This window comes from Marinobacter sp. 1-4A, assembly GCF_016597725.1.
Lineage (GTDB): Bacteria > Pseudomonadota > Gammaproteobacteria > Pseudomonadales > Oleiphilaceae > Marinobacter.
Map to the genome: position 1 here is coordinate 790,415 of NZ_VCGY01000001.1, position 17,966 is coordinate 808,380.

Below are 17,966 nucleotides of genomic sequence, written 5' to 3' on the forward strand. Positions count from 1 at the left end.
GGTCAGAATTACTCAATACCGCCCACACGCTTAAAGGATGGCAAACTGGTGAAAGATTTCCAGTGCATCCAGATCGCAAAGGCTTTGCCCACAATCAATTCATCGGGAACCGTGCCCCAATACCGGCTGTCGTTACTGTTATCGCGATTATCGCCCATCACGAAGTATTCACCTTCCGGTATTCGCCATTCCCCTTCACCCGGTGCGCCTGAGCGCCCCATTGTGTGAAAAATATCGTGCTCTACTGTGCCCAAATCTTCCCGGCGCACTTCTACCGGCGGCAGGCGCACGACAAACTCGCTCTCGATTTTTTCACCGTTGATAAACAACTGCTTATCGCGATAGCGCACAGTATCACCGGGCAAGCCAATCACACGCTTGATGTAGTTGGTTTTGCCGTCTTCGGGATAGCGGAACACCATAACATCACCCCGTTCCGGGTCCCCTATGCTCACAACTTTGGTTCCAGCAACGGGCAGGCGTAGGCCATAGGCGTACTTGTTAACCAGAATAAAATCACCAACCTCCAGAGTTGGCAGCATAGAACCTGAAGGAATCTGGAAAGGCTCCACCAGAAATGACCTGAGTATAAGCACAATCGCCAGTACCGGGAAAAACGAGCGGCTGAGATCAACCAAATACGGCTCTTTGGGCAGGTCTTCCTCGGCAGTGCTTTCGGAAGACACGGCAAGGCGACGCTTACGCAAAAACAGTATGTCTGCCAGCCAGATTAGCCCCGATGCAAACGTCAGGACGACCAGTACCAGTGGAAAATCAATATCCATCAAAGTCCCTTCTAATTATCGACTTTCAGTACGGCAAGGAAGGCTTCCTGAGGCACCTCAACATTACCAACCTGTTTCATGCGCTTTTTGCCTTCTTTCTGCTTTTGGAGCAGCTTTTTCTTTCGGCTAACATCACCGCCGTAACATTTTGCCGTTACGTTTTTCCGCAATGCTTTAACACTGACTCTGGACACCACCTGATTACCGATAGCGGCCTGAATGGCAATATCGAACATCTGACGGGGAATCAGTTCTTTCATTTTCTCAATGAGCTGGCGCCCCTTATAGTGGGACTGGTCTTTATGAACAATCAGCGCCAATGCATCCACACGCTCACCGTTGATGAGTACATCAAGGCGCACCAGATTCGCCTGCTGAAAGCGGACAAAATGGTAGTCCAGCGAAGCGAAACCACGGCTGGCAGACTTAACCCGATCAAAGAAATCCAGCACAACTTCGGCCATGGGCAGCTCATAGGTCAGCTGCACCTGGTTGGTGGTAAAGTGCATGTTTTTCTGAACGCCACGCTTCTCTTCACAAAGGGCAATAACGTTACCCAAGTGCTCTTGAGGCACCAGAATATTCGCTTCAACAATGGGCTCGCGCATTTCCTCAATGGAGCCAATATCCGGCAACTTTGAGGGGCTGTCCACCGACAATGTCTCGCCCTGCTTCGTCAACACCTCGTAGATAACCGTAGGTGCCGTCGTAATCAGGTTAATATCGTATTCGCGCTCCAGACGCTCCTGAATAATTTCCATATGCAACATGCCAAGGAAACCACACCGGAAGCCGAAACCAAGGGCATCGGAGCTCTCAGGCTCGTAAAATAGGGAGGCGTCGTTCAGGGTTAGTTTTTCCAGCGCATCGCGGAAATCGTTGTAGTCGTCTGCGCTCACCGGGAACAGACCGGCATATACCTGCGGCTGAACCTTCTTGAAACCGGGCAGCATGGGAGTTTCTTCGGCAAACTTGTGGTGCACTATGGTATCGCCCACAGGCGCACCATGAATATCTTTGATGCCCGCAACCACAAAGCCAACATCGCCCGCTTCCAGAATGTTGGTATCGTAGGGCTTGGGCTTAAAAATCCCTACTTTATCAGCGTTCCATGCCTTGCCGGTCGACTTGAGAACAATCTTGTCGCCTTTTTTCATAACGCCCTGGGTCACCCGGACGAGAGAAACAACGCCCAAATAGTTATCGAACCAGGAGTCGATGATCAACGCTTGCAAGGGCGCCGAACGATCGCCCTGAGGTGGTGGGATCTTCTTGATCAGATCTTCCAGAACGTCTTCAACACCCATGCCACTCTTGGCAGAACAACGAACCGCATCTGAAGCATCGATACCGATGATATCTTCAATTTCAGCCGCAACCCGCTCCGGCTCAGCCTGTGGCAGGTCCATTTTGTTCAAAACAGGTACAACTTCCAGCCCCTGTTCAATGGCTGTATAGCAGTTGGCAACAGACTGCGCCTCTACACCCTGACCGGCGTCTACAACCAACAGCGCGCCCTCACAGGCGTAAAGGGAGCGTGACACTTCGTAAGAAAAATCAACGTGCCCCGGAGTGTCGATAAGGTTCAGCTTGTAAACTTCGCCATCCCGTGCCGTGTAGCTCAGTGTGACGCTTTGGGCCTTGATGGTAATGCCCCGCTCCCGCTCAAGATCCATGGAATCCAAAACCTGCTCGGCCATTTCCCTTTTGGTTAGGCCGCCGCATATCTGGATAAAGCGGTCAGCAAGGGTGGATTTGCCATGGTCAATGTGGGCAATAATGGAAAAGTTACGGATTCGGCTCAGTTCAGTCACAGACAATGAATACTCATAATAAAGACGAAGGATTGAGCCCGGAGAGGCCAATACCTGAATCCGGGACCGGCGTGATTTTACCGGTTACCGACCGCCATTGCCATGATCAGGAAATAAGCGGCCGTTCATATTGCCGAATCAGGAAACCAATCAGGGCATCTTCTTCCAGCGGATAACTGAACAAGTTACCCTGGCACTGGGTGCATCCGGCGGATTTCAGGAAACTCAACTGCTGCGGCGTCTCTACGCCTTCCGCCACAACAGTAAGATGGAGCTGTTGCGCGAGCGCAATCACTGCAGACGCCACATCGGTTGCACTAACATTGTACGGAATATCACGAATAAAACGGTGATCAATTTTTATGACATCTAGGGGTAACTGCTGCAAGGCAACCAAGGAGCACGAGCCAGCCCCGAAATCGTCCAGAATCAGGCAAACACCAAGATCGTTAAGTGACAAAAGCAGCTCACGCACCATTCTCGGGTCTTCGTTCAGCAGTTCAACCGGCATTTCCAGTTCAAGCTTTTCCGGGGAAACACCGGTCTCGGTAATTACCTGCCGAACCATATCAAGGAAGTGGGAATCGGTTACTTGCGTGACGGACAGGTTAACCGCCATTTTCAGGGATTCAAAACCGGCCCTTTCCAACGCCTGAACCTGAATACAAGCCTGGCGCAAGGCTACTTCACCCAAACGGACAATCAACCCGGTTTCTTCAGCCAAACCGATAAACTGCTGGGCCGACACTAGCCCTTTCTCCGGGTGGTGCCAGCGCAGGAAGGCTTCAACACCAATAACCCGCTCACTCGCCAGATCAATCTTTGGCTGGTAGTGCAAGACAAAGCGCTCTTCTTCCAGCGCACTGGCCAACTCTTCCTGTTGCAACAAACGGCGTGCGGCTTTGATATTCATGGCAGGCGTAAAGAACTGGTAGGTGTTCCGGCCCATTTCTTTAGCGCGGTACATGGCTAGGTCCGCAAACTTCATTAGGGTTCCCGGGTCTTCGCTGTCATGGGGAATCATGGTGATACCGATGCTGACCGTAATACCCACTTCGTGATCGTTCAAGCGTACCCGCTGGCACAATCGGCGCAATATGGTGTCTGCAACTTTACCCGCGGCTTCTGTGCCGCTGATTTGTGACAACAACACAACAAACTCATCACCGCCAAGGCGAGCTACCGAATCCTCTTCACGAACACACCCCTCAAGCCATTGCGCAACTTGCTGCAAAAGCTCGTCACCCGCATCGTGACCAAGGGTATCGTTAATGCGTTTAAAACCATCAAGGTCCAGGAACATCAAGGCAGCAGGTTCGCCACTCCTTCGGCTTCGGCGCACTACATTGTTCAAGCGGTCCCGGAACAGCTGGCGGTTGGCCAACCCGGTAAGTGGGTCGTAAAACGCCAATCTGTGCAGCTCAGACTGAGCCGCTTTGAGCTGGGTCAAATCACGCAAGCTAAGCACAACGCCCTCAACCCCGGGCACTGCAAGCATGTCGGTATAGGTGCCCTCCATGTTGCGCCAGTTGTCTTGTGCGTCGCAAATACGCGCCAGAATTACCGGCATTTGCTTACCCGGCGACTGCATCGCTTCGTCAAAGCCCTTCTTTAACTGAGGCCAATCGTCTTCGTGTACAAGTTTTTCCAGTGTGAGCGTATGCACTTCACTGGGATCAAAGCCGAGAATGTCGTAACTCGACGGGCTGGCATAAAGCGGCGCTCCCGCTTCGTCCATAACCAAAGTGACGTTGGCGGCCCCTTCCGTGATAGCGCGATAGCGCCCTTCACTGATTTGCGCCATGAGGCGAGAGCGGATTAGCACCAGAGCGATAACAAACAGCAGCAGGCTTATGACTGCGCCACTTCCAAGCACGATGAGCGGGCGCGGATCTGACGCCAAATAATCAAAAGCCGGGGTGGAGCGGGTTTGTAGCAGCCAGTCTCGCCCACCGTGGCTAACGGTTTGGCTCATTTCAAAGCTGAATTCATTATCGAGCGACCCCAAATTAGAGCCGTACATAAGGTTTTCGCGGGTGCTCACGCCGTTGTCGTAAATGCGAACATCAAGAAACGGTGAAATCAGGCCAATGATGCCATCAAGAAGGTTATTCATGCGGAAGGCACTGAACACAAAGCCTGCCAACATCATGCGGCGTTCAGCCCGGATTTCGGGAACGTCTCCCCCTTGATAAACCGGGTAATACATAAGGAAGCTGGCTTGGTCCTCCGCCAGCTCTTCTTGCACCAGAACCACCTTGGCCGTTACCGTTGGAATGGCATTATCCCGTGATTTTTCCATGGCCTTGCGGTGCACCGGATCGCTGAAAGCATCGTAGCCAAGTGCCCGCAGGTTTCTCTCGGTACCCGGCTCCAGATACACCATAGGATAGTAGAAGGGTCCGGTTCCGAGCGGCTTTACCAAATACTTGTGTACACCTTCTTCTCGCACCAATGCGATGTGCTCTGCCATGTCACGCACTTCAATGCGTTCAACAAAACCTATGCCCTGAATGCCCGGGTAATACCGGTCTATATCTACTTTTTGCACATACTCCCGCCACTGCTCGCGGGATACGTTTCCCGCAACTGCGAAGAGGCCAGCGCTGCCAGCCAGAACCTGCTCGTAATTGAGCAAACGCTCCTCGATGGCTGTTTTGAGTTGCAACGATTGGGTTCGGAATCTGGCTTCTGTGCGATCTTCCACCAAGCGTATGGAAAACTGCCAGGACGCAGCGGTTAGAGCGGCTGCCACGACAAGAAGCAGCCAGGCAAGCCAGGAACTGCGGAGTTTAAGAAGCTGCAGGAGAGGGAGATCCTTTCTATTCATAATACGTTAACCTGATCCGTTCCGTGGCAGCTCTATTTTTGGCGCGAGACAGTATAACAAAAGCCTCCAGACCTGTCGTTTTTAACATCAGGCCTGAAGGCTTTTTTACTATCGCCAGTGGGTTATCGGATAACGCTATTAGGGCTTCATTACCAGATAAATTGCCCGCCCCTGACGCACTACGCGAACGGAGACCGCCCGGCCTTCCGGCAAGGTTCTGACAACTTTGCGGAAGTCCTCGACTGAGGATACGGCCTTCCTGTTAATTTCGGTGATAACGTCCCTCGGACGAATTCCGGCATTGTAAGCTGGCCCCCTGCCAACGCCGGTCACGACAACACCGCCGGATACTCCAATGGAGTCTGCCAAATCCGGCGCCAATGGCTCAACAGTAAGTCCAAGAGGCGCTGTGGACGAACTGCCACTCGAAGGAGCCGCTTGTTGCGCGCCGCGCTCATCCGGCAGTTGGCCGATTTCCACATCCAGCGTAATCTCTTTTCCGCTGCGAAGAACGGTCAAGCGAGCGGACTCACCCACTGGCGTGCGACCAACCATAGGTGGAAGGTCTGACGACAAATGAATGTCTTCACCATCGTACTCAAGAACAATATCTCCAGACTGCAGTCCACCTGCCTGAGCTGGCGAGCCATCCATCACTTCTGCGATCAACGCACCCCTTGGGCGCTTGAGGCCAAACGACTCAGCCAAATCCCGATTCACTTCTTGAATCAGCACACCCAGCCAACCACGGGAAACTGAACCTTTATCACGAATCTGCCGGAATACGCTCATGGCATCGTCAATAGGAATGGCAAACGAAACACCCATGAAGCCGCCAGAGCGGGTGTAAATCTGCGAGTTAATACCAATAACTTCACCGTCCAGATTAAACAGCGGACCGCCGGAGTTCCCAGGGTTGATGGCTACGTCTGTTTGGATGAAGGGCACATAGTTTTCCGATGGAAGTGACCGCCCCAAGGCGCTGACGATGCCCGCTGTAACCGTGTAATCAAAACCAAACGGCGAACCGATGGCGAACACCCATTCACCCACTTTGAGATCTTTGGAGCGCCCTGTTTTAACGACAGGCAAGTCGTCGCCATTTTCCAGTTTGAGTACAGCCATATCTGAGCGAGGATCTGTGCCAACCAGCGTGGCAGGCAACTCACGCCGATCGTTGAGCCGAACAATGATCTCGTCGGCACCTTCAACCACATGGTTATTTGTCAGCACGTAACCATCAGCCGACACAATGAACCCCGACCCCATAGAACGACGAGGCTGAGAGCTACCCGGTGCTCCGCCAAAAGGCGATTGAGGCCCACGAAAGAATTCTTGAAAAAACTCTGGCAGCTGGTCGAGCTGTCGCTCATCAAAAGGCAAACCGTGGAAACGCGTATTCCCAGCTGATGCTGCACTGGTGGTGCTTATATTAACTACCGCATCTGCATTTTCTTCAACCAGTCCGGTGAAGTCTGGCAGGCCCCGCGCCAAACTTGTCTGACTCCAAGCCAAAAGCAAAATCGCAAGTAGCATCATCAGCACAGAAGCCGGCACCCTCTGAGTGAGTGATGCCGGGGAAAACCGGGTAATTGCTGGTGCTATTCTCAGCATATCAGGATCCCCTGTTAGTCATGTTAGCGAGTCTGAATGGGAAACCACTCCGGCCGGGATACGGTTAACCCGAAGCAGTCTGGGTTCATAGCTGCCGGCATTCCGGCGCTGTAATTTTCGGCTGATTAAAAAGCCTGATGCAAGTCCCGCAGCAGCGCCGGCCATAGCAAAAACATCGCTACCACCAGAAAGCTGGTGCCCGACCATGCTGGCCACCACCATGAGCAGCAACGGCAAAGCGTACACCAGCAGCGACGCACCGAGGAGTGCGCTTTCATCAATACCAAGAGTGACGTCTTCACCCACGCAGGCGTTTACGGAATTAACAACCCGAACCTGATTGGCGCGCCCGCCGGTCGCTGACGCCAGAACTTTCTGCCCGCATCCGTTACGTGCCGAGCAGCTCTGGCAAGCACTGGCACGGATGGTCTGGACCCAAGCATGCTCACCTGTAACGGCAACGACTTTTCCGGTTTCGGTAATCACGGCTTCCTGGCACCCAATACAAAAGCTTCGTCAATTCGCACAGACTCGGCCACCTGACGCGCTGAAGCAGGGGGCAACTCACCCACCACGGTTACCAGAAACACCCTGTCGCCGCTCTCCAGCTGTCGCATATAAATGGTTGTAGCCCCTATACGCGAAGCTCCCGTGGGCATGGTAACTTTACCGGCTGGCTCGACAAATACAGAAAACGCCGCCAGCCCATCCGAAAATGCAACCGCCTGTCCTTTTCCGGATCTTGGTGCGGCAGCCGGCTCAAACCCTTCCGGCCGCCAACCAAGGTGCCACCCGTGCATACGCGGCATTTTCGAATACTCTTCCCCTGTGCCTTTACCACCCAAAGTACGGGAAATTTCGCGGCCCTCGGTGCGAATCTGTAACTCACTATCTGGAATATCGTCTGTAATCTCCAAACTGGTGAACTGGAAGTGCTCCAGCACCTCACCACCTGCTGTACGCACATGGCTTTTTACCAAAAGCCCGGTAGATTTTTCCAGCCAAAGGTTGTGACTGTATCTATGCCGGTCTTTGGCGGTTAGCCCGATGGTAACCACTTCATACCCTGCAATTCGGTCTTCACCCTTTAATTCCGCACTGTACCAGCGGCTAACCGGAACCAGCTTGCTGGTGAAAGCTTCCGCAAATGGCCCAGATGGAATAATCTGCTCAAGCTGTACCTTGCCCTGCTCAGGGAGTACGCAGACTACATTCATATCCCGGCGCACAATCTCACCACTGCCGCCATCCTGCAGTACCAACCGCTCCTCAACAATGCCATTGTGATAGCGATGCGCAATCTGCATAGAGTGAACGCTGGCCCCGCGGGCATAGACGAATACACCTCGGTAAGAGGTCATATTAAGGGCTGGCCCCAACTGTTCAAGCCAGTCAGCTGCTGTTTTCTCAGCAGCAGATACCTGTGCTGGCATTAACATCGCCAACAAAAGCGCCAAAAACCCGCGCAATGTCAATCCGGTAGGGCTCAGGCCAAAATAACGAGCTTTGCTCATGGACACCTTCATTGCTTACAGTCAGTAGCCGCCGCTTGCGCTAACAAGGCGGGCATAGCCCACCGAGCCCTGCCCGGCACCCACACTATTATGCTGGGCATGCTCCAGCAGGTAGCGGCTCATGTGTTCCCACTGTTTCTCATCAAGCCCGTGCAAAGCAACTTCCTGAACCGGGGCAACCTTGTCTAGCTTTTCATTCACAGGCTTTGCCGTTACAGAGTTTGAGGCCATAGCATCTGCAGGCGATGCAGCACCGGAATCCCAGCCTGTACCAGCGCCGAAGCCAACTAGCAGCGCGGTTGCTACCATTGCAACCGCCGCGGGCCATTGCCACGGCCGTCGCAACTCGCGATACCCGGAAACCTCAGGCGCTTGCGATCTTGCCCGGCCATCCAGCTCTTCACGCACAGCGGCACTTACATCGATAACCTCAGCCGGAGAGTGGCCTCTGTGCATCAAGTCATGCACACCTTGCCACCGCTGCCACTGGGCACACACATCCGCTTGATTTTCATGGGATAACAAACGCCGAACCGACAGTTCGTCGGCCTCATCATCCATCATGGCAGACAATGTTTCTCTGAGACGATCATCCATAGGATGCACCTTCAATTACGTCACCGAATGATTGAGCAAAGGCCCTAGATGCTTGTCAACAGCATCTCTGGCCCGAAAAATACGCGAACGCACGGTGCCAATGGGGCACTCCAGAATCCGCGCTATGTCCTCATAACTGAGGCCGTCGTACTCCCGCAGAAGGAAGGCGGATCGCAGCTCTTCCGGCAAGTTGGCAATGGCATTGCTGAGCTCTTTCTGCAACTGGTCCCGTTGCAGCAAACGCTCTGGCGAGGCGACATCGCGTAAGCGACGCCCGCCGTCAAAGTTCTCTGCTTCGGCAGAATCAGCGCTGCCTTGAGGCCTTCGGCTACGGGACTCAAGATGGTTTTTCGCAGTGTTCACCGCAATCCGGTACAGCCAGGTATAAAAAGCACTATCACCACGAAAGCGGTCAATGGCACGATATGCCTTGATGAACGCCTCTTGAGTAAGGTCCATGACTTCCTGACTGTCGTAGACATAACGGCTGATAATTGAAGCCACCCTTGACTGGTATTTCACAACCAAGAGATCAAACGCTGCGCGATCTCCATTCCGAACTTTGCGAACGAGTTGAAGATCGGTTTGACTGTCTGGCTGATCAGCCTGTTTTTTTTCGTTATCGGGTGCCATGGACGATATGCCGGTAAGCTCCGGTTTGGTGGCCAGTTTACCGGCCGATACGAGTTTCTGATGGTTCATACTCACTGTCCGGCGCCCGTGGTTAGGAAACGACGACCCAGCCATTAAAGGCCAGTCATCCATCAGGCCAAATAGACAGCAAGCGTAAAGTTTAGTTCAATACACACCCACATTATGGCCTGCGATAACGACCCGATGCCACAGTCCTATGAATACGACGTGCTTATTATTGGTAGCGGAGCTGCCGGCTTAACCGTTGCACTGAATCTGCCAGAGCACTTAAACATATGCGTTGTCAGCAAAGCCGACATTAGCAGCGGCGCAACACTCTGGGCCCAGGGTGGCATAGCCGCCGTTCTGGACGATCAGGATTCCACCGAAAACCATGTGCAAGACACGCTTGCGGCAGGCGGCGGACTTTGCAATGAAGAGGCCGTGCGCTTTACGGTAGAGAACAGCAAAGAAAGCATTGAATGGCTGATCGGTACGGGCGTTGACTTTACCCGGGACACAGACGCCCAATTCCACCTTACCCGTGAAGGCGGCCACAGCCATCGACGCATTATCCACGCGGCTGATGCCACCGGCCACGCCGTATCCACAACACTCACAGCTCAAGCGCAAGCCAGATCAAACATTGAACTCAGATCGGGGCGCGTTGCGGTCGATTTGATTACCAACCGAAAACTGGCCTTACCGGGCAACCGCTGCGTTGGCGCCTACATACTGAACCTTGAAGACAACCATGTGGAGCTTTTTAGAGCGCGCTTCACTGTTATCGCAACCGGCGGCGCATCCAAAGCGTACCGGTACACCACCAATCCAGACGGCGCCTCCGGTGACGGTATCGCTATGGCCTGGCGTGCAGGCTGTCGCGTGGCCAACATGGAATTCAACCAGTTCCACCCAACCTGTCTGTACCACCCTCACGCAAAGTCGTTCCTGATTACTGAAGCCGTTCGAGGCGAAGGTGGCCTGTTGAAACTGCCCGATGGCTCCCGCTTCATGGATCGTTTTGATAAGCGAGGAGAACTGGCACCTCGGGATATAGTGGCCAGAGCCATTGACCATGAAATGAAACGGCTGGGCGCCGACCATCTGTATCTTGATATAAGCCATAAACCGGCTGACTTCATCCGGCACCACTTCCCAACTATTTACGAGAAATGTCTGGAATTTGGCATCGACATTACCCGCGAACCTATTCCCGTGGTGCCAGCCGCGCACTATACCTGTGGCGGCATTGTCAGCGACGAGCGCGCGCGAACCGACATCAACCAGCTCTACGTGGTCGGGGAAGCTGGATTTACCGGGCTCCATGGCGCCAACCGAATGGCCAGCAATTCGTTACTGGAATGTCTGGTATATGGCCGAGCCGCTGCCGCCGATATAACACGCCGGGAAGCAGACATCCCGCCTCCGCCAGACGCTCCGGCATGGGACGAAAGTCAGGTTCGGGATTCCGACGAAGACGTTGTGATCTCACACAACTGGGACGAACTGCGTCATTTTATGTGGGATTACGTGGGCATTGTGCGTACCACCAAGCGCCTTCAACGAGCGAAGCACCGGGTTGATCTACTGTCCGCCGAAATCAGCGAATTTTATAGCAACTACCGAGTAACCAACGACCTGCTGGAGCTGAGAAACTTGGTCACAGTGTCTGACTTAATTATTTGTTCCGCATTGCAGCGTAAAGAAAGCCGCGGCCTGCACTACACACTGGATTATCCGGGACTACTACACGAAGCCCGTGATACCGTACTGATACCAACGACCTACAGAACCCCTTCGCCGTAAAGGGATGACCAAGAGAGCAACTATGCAAGACACCCTCCGTTCTTCAGAAAACCCAGAGTTCAAACGCCTCTGGTGGCACAGCCGTCGCGGCATGCTGGAATTGGATGTCCTACTGATTCCCTTTCTGGAGGAAGCCTATCTGGATCTGGATGCGGCGGATCAGGAACGCTACAAAAAACTCCTAGCCTGCGAAGACGCCGACATGTTCGAATGGTTCATGCAGCGTGCCCGTCCAGACGATGCCGACCTGCAGCGCATCGTTGATATTATTCTTAGTCGTGTCCAGCCAGATTGATCTGAAGCTATCGCGCTGTGGTGCTGTTGGATGTCTGGCTGCCGCACCATGGCTGGCTGCCAGCGCTTTCTTACTGATTGCAGGTGTTGCTGGCAAAAACTGGATGTACGGGCTGGTGCCGCTAACTCTAGCGGGCGCTCTAGTCCAATACCGGCTAAATGGGCTGTTGGCTGGGCCATCGGCGGTTGTGGGCTTGAGCCAGAATCAAAATACCCTCTACGCACACCTCGGCAATGGGCAAATTCTCGCGGTGAACGCCTGCCCTTCGAGCCGCATGAGCTCCAAGATTGCACTCTTGAAACTCAAGCCTGTCGCCTCCAAATATGCTGCATACTCGGTAGTGTTACTCTCCGCCACACGGATTGCTGGTAACCTACCCGAAGATCAGTTTCGTCGCCTGAGAATGTGGCTCCGACTTGGCCGCGCTCAGCAACCCTCTGAATAACATTTTGCCCGGAGTTCTCCAATGACTGGCACAGAAGCACCTGTTTCAGCCTCGGCTGTATACACATCCGCGGAGTTTCCACCCCCCGCTTACGGTCGCGCCTTGCTAACCAATCGTGTTCTGGTGCGCATCTCCGGACCGGGAACAGATAAATTTCTACAAGGCCAGCTGAGCCAAAGTCTTGACGATGTCAAAACCGGCAAATCACCTCGCGCCGCAGGTGCCACACCTAAAGGCCGCGCCTACTGCCTAACGCGTTTAGTCCGCGATGGCGAGGACATTCTAATGGATCTGCCCTCCGAACTCGCAGAATCCATCATGACCCACCTGCGCAAATACTTGATGCTTTTTCGTGGCACCTCCATGGAGCTGCAAACAGAGGCCCAGATCATTGGACTGCTAGGCAATGAGGCCGCATCTAGTCTTGCTGGAGATAATTTGAATACCCTGACGTCCTCTGGAGATACTCTAGAGTTGGATTCAGGGTTTTTAATTCGGACAGAAAGTACCGCTGAGGGGCTGCCGCGTTTTGAACTCTGGCAACCCGGTGCAAACGATCTTGCTCTGGAGAGCATCCCCCAGAAAACGCTAGCCGACTGGCAAGCTTCGGAAATTGCCGCAGGCGTTCCAATGTTGAGCACGGCCACCAGCGAATCCTATGTGCCGCAAATGCTCAATTGGCAGCATCTTGGCGGCATGCATTTTAAGAAAGGCTGTTACACCGGCCAAGAAGTCATCGCTCGAATGCACTTTCTCGGGCAGCTCAAAAAAAGCCTATTTCGATTTCGCGCCGCTGCAACCAACTGCATTCCTGCACCGGGCACCTCCATTATGGCGGGCGAACGCTCAGTGGGCGAGGTGGTTAACGCGGTCGGCTTCAGTGATGGTTCTTGCGAACTACTTGCGGTTATTAGACACGATGCTGCCAACGACGCGCTGACTGCGGATGGTCTGCCAGAGACTTTGCTGGAGCAACAACCGCTGCCCTACACCGTAAGCGAACGTGAGAACACCGAACCAAAGGATACATAAGTTGACAGGAAAACCCGCGAGAGTTTGCTATAAATAGGGTTTATAATTCTGATCTTCGAGGAGCCCGGTGTGCAACATAACGGGCCTTTCGAACTGACAAGCGGATCCTTACAGAACCATGTCGAATATTGCCGAAACCATCAAAGCAGACCTTACAGCCGCAATCGAAAACGACAAGCTGCTACTCCCCACCCTACCGGAAGCCGCGCTTCAAGTGCGCGAGATAGCAGAGTCTGAAGACTCTGCCATTGGCGATCTGGTTAAGGTGATTAGCAACGATACGGCGCTTTCTGCTCGTATTATCCGCGTGTGCAACAGCCCTTTGTTTCGGGGTAACCGTGCCATAGAGAACTTGAATATGGCGGTTAGCCGGTTGGGCATGGCCTACACCAGCAACTTGGCCATGGGGTTGGCCATGCAGCAGATGTTTCAGGCAACCTCCGAAATGATCGACAAGCGTCTGCGCGCAACTTGGCAAACCAGTACCGAGGTTGCGGGCGTATGCCACGTTTTAGCCCAGCACTATACAAAGCTGAAGCCAGATCAAGCTACTTTGGCCGGCTTGGTTCATCTCATTGGTGTTCTGCCCATTTTGCGCTACGTGGAAGACGAAGATTTGCAGATCAGCAGCATTATGCTGGATAACATCATTGAGGAGTTGCACCCGAAAATTGGTGCGACCATCCTTAAAAAGTGGGATTTTCCAAAAGATTTGCAGACTGTTCCTCTGGAGTTCGCGAACTTTCAAAGGGAAGTGCCAGCAGCAGACTATGCTGACTTGGTTATGGTGGCAAACCTGCAACTGGTTGCTGGCACTGAGCACCCTTGGGCGCAAATGGACTGGTCTGCCATTTCAGCTTTTAGCCGTCTTGGTATTGATCCAAATATTGACATGAACGAAGAGGAAGACCTGAACGCCCAGATGGAAGCGGCTATGGCTTTGCTTCAGTAGCCACTGCCCCCCTTCAAATTACTGCCTGAGCAGTTACGCGGGGGGGGGGAGCCTCCCGCGCAACTGCTATCGCATCACCGGAGTTTCATTCACGAACAACCTAGGTCAGCTCTGGAAGGCAAATCCCAATTTATCGGCCTACTTCCCTGCTCTACAAGCCATTCATTAGCTCGGGAGAAGTGCTTACAACCAAAGAATCCGCGATAGGCGCTGAGTGGTGACGGATGTGGTCCTTCGAGGACCAGATGGCGATTACGGTCGATCTGCTGCCCCTTCTTTTTGGCATAGCTGCCCCAGAGCAGAAAAACGACACCATCACGTTCGCGGTTTACCGTCTCAATCACTCGGTCGGTAAACGTCTCCCAACCTTTTCCCTGATGCGCGCCAGCCTGCCCCTGAACAACGGTGAGCACACTGTTGAGCAGTAAAACACCCTGCTCCGCCCAAGGCTGTAAGCAGCCATGATCAGGCGGCAATATTCCAAGATCGCTTTGGATTTCTTTAAATATGTTAACGAGGGACGGCGGCGTAGGAACGTTCGGCCTTACTGAGAAGCATAGGCCGTGGGCCTGACCGGGGCCGTGGTAGGGGTCTTGACCGAGTATGACAACACGAACCTGATCCAGAGGCGTGCTGTTGAGGGCATTAAAGCAATGTTCACTGTCGGGGAAGAGAATCTTTCCTGCGTTTTCTTCCGCAGCGAGAAACTCCGCCAGTGCCTGCATATAGGGCTGGCGGAATTCGTCTGCGAGGTGTTCTTTCCAGCCCCGGCCGGGCCTGAGATGGTTTGCCAGTGCCTGAACCGGGTGCATGGTACTTACTCCTTGTCTTCGGTACTCTCGCTTTTCGAGCTTTCGGCTTTGTGCTCAGGGCGCATCGCCGGGAACAGAATGACGTCGCGGATCGATGGTGAGTCGGTCAACAGCATGGCCAGGCGGTCAATGCCTATACCCTCTCCTGCAGTCGGCGGCAAACCGTACTCCAGCGCCATCACGTAATCTTCGTCGTAGAACATGGCCTCGTCGTCACCGGCATCTTTCTCCGCAACCTGCGCCTGAAAACGTTCAGCCTGGTCTTCGGCATCGTTAAGCTCGGAAAAGCCGTTGGCAATTTCACGACCACCCACGAAGAACTCGAAGCGCTCCGTCACAAACGGGTTGCTGTCTTTACAACGGGCAAGAGGCGATACCTCTTTCGGGTATTCGGTTATGAACGTTGGTTGCATCAGGCGATGCTCGGCCGTCGCTTCAAAGATTTCGATTTGAATCTTACCCAAGCCCCACCCTTTTTTGACGTGAATGCCCAAGTCTTTGGCTACCTGACGGGCAGAAGCCTCGTCCGCAAGCTGCTCAGCAGTCACATCGGGGCAGTAGCGCAGGATGGCGTCTACCACGGTCAAGCGCTCGAAGGGTTTGCCAAAGTCGTATTCGATCGACTCTTCCGTACCATCGGCCAAAATACGGGTATTCACAACCGTGGTAGACCCCAACACTTGTTCCGCAATCGTGCGCAGCATGTCTTCTGTCAAATCCATCAGGTCGTTGTAATCAGCGTAAGCCTGATAGAACTCCACCATGGTAAATTCTGGATTATGACGGGTAGAGAGCCCTTCGTTCCGGAAGTTACGGTTAATCTCAAACACCCGCTCAAAACCGCCCACAACCAAGCGCTTCAGGTACAACTCAGGGGCAATGCGCAGGTACATATCAATACCCAGAGCGTTGTGGTGAGTCATAAACGGCCGCGCTGTTGCTCCGCCAGGAATCACTTGAAGCATGGGCGTTTCCACTTCCATGAAGTCGCGATCAGCAAAAAACTGGCGCATGGCGGTAATGATCTTAGAGCGCGCAAGAAATACCCGGCGGCTGTCTTCGTTAACCATCAAGTCAACATAGCGATGGCGATAGCGCGATTCCGTATCCGTCAGGCCTTTGTGCTTCTCCGGCAGCGGGCGCAGCGATTTAGTGAGCAGTACGTACTCATCCATGGTCACATACAGGTCGCCCTTTCCGGATTTTGTCAGCATGCCGCGCACGCCCACAATGTCACCCAGATCCCAGTGTTTGGTGTCTTTCTGCACATCTTTGGTGGCATAAATTTGCATGCGACCAGTCATGTCCTGAATCACTTTAAATGCTTTACGATCAAGCATCATGCGACCGGCCACGGCAACTTTTATGCCCATGGACTCCAGCTCTTCCTTGCTCTTATCACCGTATTTCGCCTGCAGTTCGGCGGCGGTGGCATCACGTCGGAAGTCGTTGGGGAAGGCGTTACCGCTCTCGCGCAGCTCTGCCAGCTTGGCACGGCGCTCAGCAATCAGCCTGTTGTCCTCTTGCGGTGCATTCTTGGTGTGTTCAGTCATGTTGGCTCACAAAAAATCAAAGGTGCTCGGGTTGGCTTGGCGATGGCGCTGGTTACAGCGCCATTTTCAGGCTGGCTTCAATAAACTTGTCGATCTCACCATCCAACACCGCTTGGGTGTTGCTGGTTTCAACCTTGGTACGCAAATCCTTGATGCGGCCATCATCCAGCACGTAAGACCGAATCTGGCTGCCCCATCCGATATCAGACTTTGCGTCTTCAGCTTTCTGCTTCTCGGCGTTACGCTCTTGCATCTCACGCTCATAGAGCTTGGCTTTAAGCTGCTTCATGGCCTGATCTTTGTTCTGATGCTGGCTTCGACCGGCCTGACAGGCAACAACAATACCTGTGGGGTTGTGGGTCAAACGCACTGCGGATTCTGTCCGGTTAACGTGCTGACCACCGGCACCGGAGGCACGATAAACATCCACCCGCAGATCTGCCGGGTTGATTTCGATTTCGAAGCTGTCATCCACTTCCGGTGATACAAACACCGAAGAGAAAGATGTATGGCGGCGGTTGCCGGAGTCGAAAGGCGACTTACGCACCAACCGGTGGACGCCGGTTTCCGTGCGCGACCAGCCGAACGCATACTCACCTTGAATGTGAATAGTGGCACTTTTCACGCCTGCTACATCACCTTCCTGAAGTTCTACAATCTCGGTCTTAAAGCCTCGGCTCTCTGCCCAGCGCAGGTACATACGCAGAAGCATATTCGCCCAATCCTGCGCCTCGGTGCCGCCCGACCCAGCCTGAATTTCAAGATAGGCGTTATTGGGGTCCATCTCGCCGGAAAACATGCGGCGGAATTCGAGCTTTTCGAGTTCGGCATCAAGTGTGGAAAGATCCGATTCGATTTCGGTTACTGTATCTGCGTCGTCTTCCTCTACAGCCATTTCGAGCAGGCTTTCTGCATCGGATAGTCCGGTTGTGAGGTTGTCGATGGTGCGGACAATCAGGTCAAGGTCAGAGCGTTCTTTGCCCAATGCCTGCGCACGCTCGGGATCATCCCACACTGTGGGCATTTCCATTTCTCGTTCTACTTCGACCAGCCGTTCACTGCGCTGATCGTAGTCAAAGATACCCCCTGAGCGTCTCAGTGCGCTCACGAAGCTCTTTAATCTTCGTCACAATGGGATTAACTTCCATAAGACCATTACTCAATGTTGGAAAATAATGGCGGGATTCTACCGGAATTCTGGCGGTAAATCAGCCGCTGCATTTGTGCCAGCACTGGTCAGGAACGGCTTTCCGGGAGACGCTGTGAATACGTCCTTGTAAG

At 53.5% G+C, this 17,966-nt stretch carries 16 protein-coding genes; 5 read left to right on the plus strand and 11 right to left on the minus strand.

Annotated features, from left to right (window positions below):
* Positions 1-8: 8 nt before the first annotated feature.
* The 8 genes from lepB to rpoE form a co-directional block, all read right to left on the minus strand.
* On the minus strand, positions 9-785 hold the full coding sequence (gene lepB / locus FE845_RS03470; RefSeq protein ID WP_200361772.1) for a signal peptidase I: 777 nt from the start codon (positions 783-785) through the stop codon (positions 9-11).
* A gap of 11 nt (positions 786-796) precedes the next feature.
* Positions 797-2,599, minus strand: coding sequence for a translation elongation factor 4 (gene lepA, locus FE845_RS03475; RefSeq protein WP_200361773.1), 1,803 nt, complete (start codon positions 2,597-2,599; stop codon positions 797-799).
* 106 nt (positions 2,600-2,705) lie between these two features.
* A complete protein-coding gene (locus FE845_RS03480; RefSeq protein WP_227714013.1) occupies positions 2,706-5,429 on the minus strand; it encodes an EAL domain-containing protein in 2,724 nt (907 codons plus the stop codon).
* 138 nt (positions 5,430-5,567) lie between these two features.
* The gene (locus FE845_RS03485) at positions 5,568-6,968 is read right to left on the minus strand and encodes a DegQ family serine endoprotease (protein WP_200361870.1); all 1,401 of its coding nucleotides are present in this window, start codon (positions 6,966-6,968) and stop codon (positions 5,568-5,570) included.
* 93 nt (positions 6,969-7,061) lie between these two features.
* Positions 7,062-7,529 carry a SoxR reducing system RseC family protein gene (locus tag FE845_RS03490; RefSeq protein ID WP_200361774.1) on the minus strand — a complete coding sequence of 156 codons (468 nt, stop codon included), beginning with the start codon at positions 7,527-7,529 and terminating at the stop codon, positions 7,062-7,064.
* Complete coding sequence (locus FE845_RS03495) at positions 7,526-8,557, minus strand: MucB/RseB C-terminal domain-containing protein (protein WP_200361775.1); 1,032 nt, start codon at positions 8,555-8,557, stop codon at positions 7,526-7,528. The genes FE845_RS03490 and FE845_RS03495 overlap by 4 nt, the downstream gene beginning before the upstream one ends.
* A 21-nt stretch (positions 8,558-8,578) precedes the next feature.
* Positions 8,579-9,154 (minus strand): sigma-E factor negative regulatory protein, encoded by a 576-nt coding sequence (locus tag FE845_RS03500; protein WP_200361776.1) that lies wholly within the window; start codon positions 9,152-9,154, stop codon positions 8,579-8,581.
* A 15-nt stretch (positions 9,155-9,169) separates the two neighbouring features.
* Positions 9,170-9,856 (minus strand): RNA polymerase sigma factor RpoE, encoded by a 687-nt coding sequence (rpoE, locus tag FE845_RS03505; protein ID WP_200361777.1) that lies wholly within the window; start codon positions 9,854-9,856, stop codon positions 9,170-9,172.
* Between the two features lie 135 nt (positions 9,857-9,991).
* On the opposite strand from rpoE, the gene nadB reads away from it, so the two are divergent.
* The 5 genes from nadB (at position 9,992) to FE845_RS03530 (ending at position 14,320) form a co-directional block, all read left to right on the plus strand.
* Complete coding sequence (gene nadB / locus FE845_RS03510; RefSeq protein ID WP_200361778.1) at positions 9,992-11,596, plus strand: L-aspartate oxidase; 1,605 nt, start codon at positions 9,992-9,994, stop codon at positions 11,594-11,596.
* Between the two features lie 22 nt (positions 11,597-11,618).
* Complete coding sequence (locus tag FE845_RS03515; protein ID WP_200361779.1) at positions 11,619-11,891, plus strand: succinate dehydrogenase assembly factor 2; 273 nt, start codon at positions 11,619-11,621, stop codon at positions 11,889-11,891.
* Positions 11,875-12,336, plus strand: a complete 462-nt coding sequence (locus FE845_RS03520; RefSeq protein ID WP_200361780.1) for a hypothetical protein — start codon at positions 11,875-11,877, stop codon at positions 12,334-12,336. Before FE845_RS03515 ends, FE845_RS03520 begins: the two co-directional genes overlap by 17 nt.
* Before the next feature lie 21 nt (positions 12,337-12,357).
* Entirely contained in the window at positions 12,358-13,368 is a 1,011-nt protein-coding gene (locus tag FE845_RS03525) for a YgfZ/GcvT domain-containing protein (protein ID WP_200361781.1), read from the plus strand.
* Between the two features lie 118 nt (positions 13,369-13,486).
* Positions 13,487-14,320 (plus strand): HDOD domain-containing protein, encoded by an 834-nt coding sequence (locus FE845_RS03530; RefSeq protein WP_200361782.1) that lies wholly within the window; start codon positions 13,487-13,489, stop codon positions 14,318-14,320.
* An 89-nt stretch (positions 14,321-14,409) separates the two neighbouring features.
* On the opposite strand, the gene ung is transcribed toward FE845_RS03530, so the two are convergent.
* From ung to prfB, 3 genes are all read right to left on the minus strand, one after another.
* Positions 14,410-15,132: a uracil-DNA glycosylase gene (gene ung / locus FE845_RS03535; RefSeq protein ID WP_200361783.1), complete on the minus strand. Its 723-nt coding sequence runs from the start codon at positions 15,130-15,132 to the stop codon at positions 14,410-14,412.
* Positions 15,133-15,137: 5 nt separating this feature from the next.
* Complete coding sequence (gene lysS / locus FE845_RS03540; protein WP_200361784.1) at positions 15,138-16,685, minus strand: lysine--tRNA ligase; 1,548 nt, start codon at positions 16,683-16,685, stop codon at positions 15,138-15,140.
* A gap of 52 nt (positions 16,686-16,737) precedes the next feature.
* Positions 16,738-17,833 (minus strand): peptide chain release factor 2 gene (gene prfB / locus FE845_RS03545; RefSeq protein WP_200361785.1). Its coding sequence is split into 2 segments (ribosomal slippage): positions 16,738-17,760 and positions 17,762-17,833, totalling 1,095 coding nucleotides; the frame shifts between segments, so codons are not numbered across the junction.
* Positions 17,834-17,966: the final 133 nt, after the last annotated feature.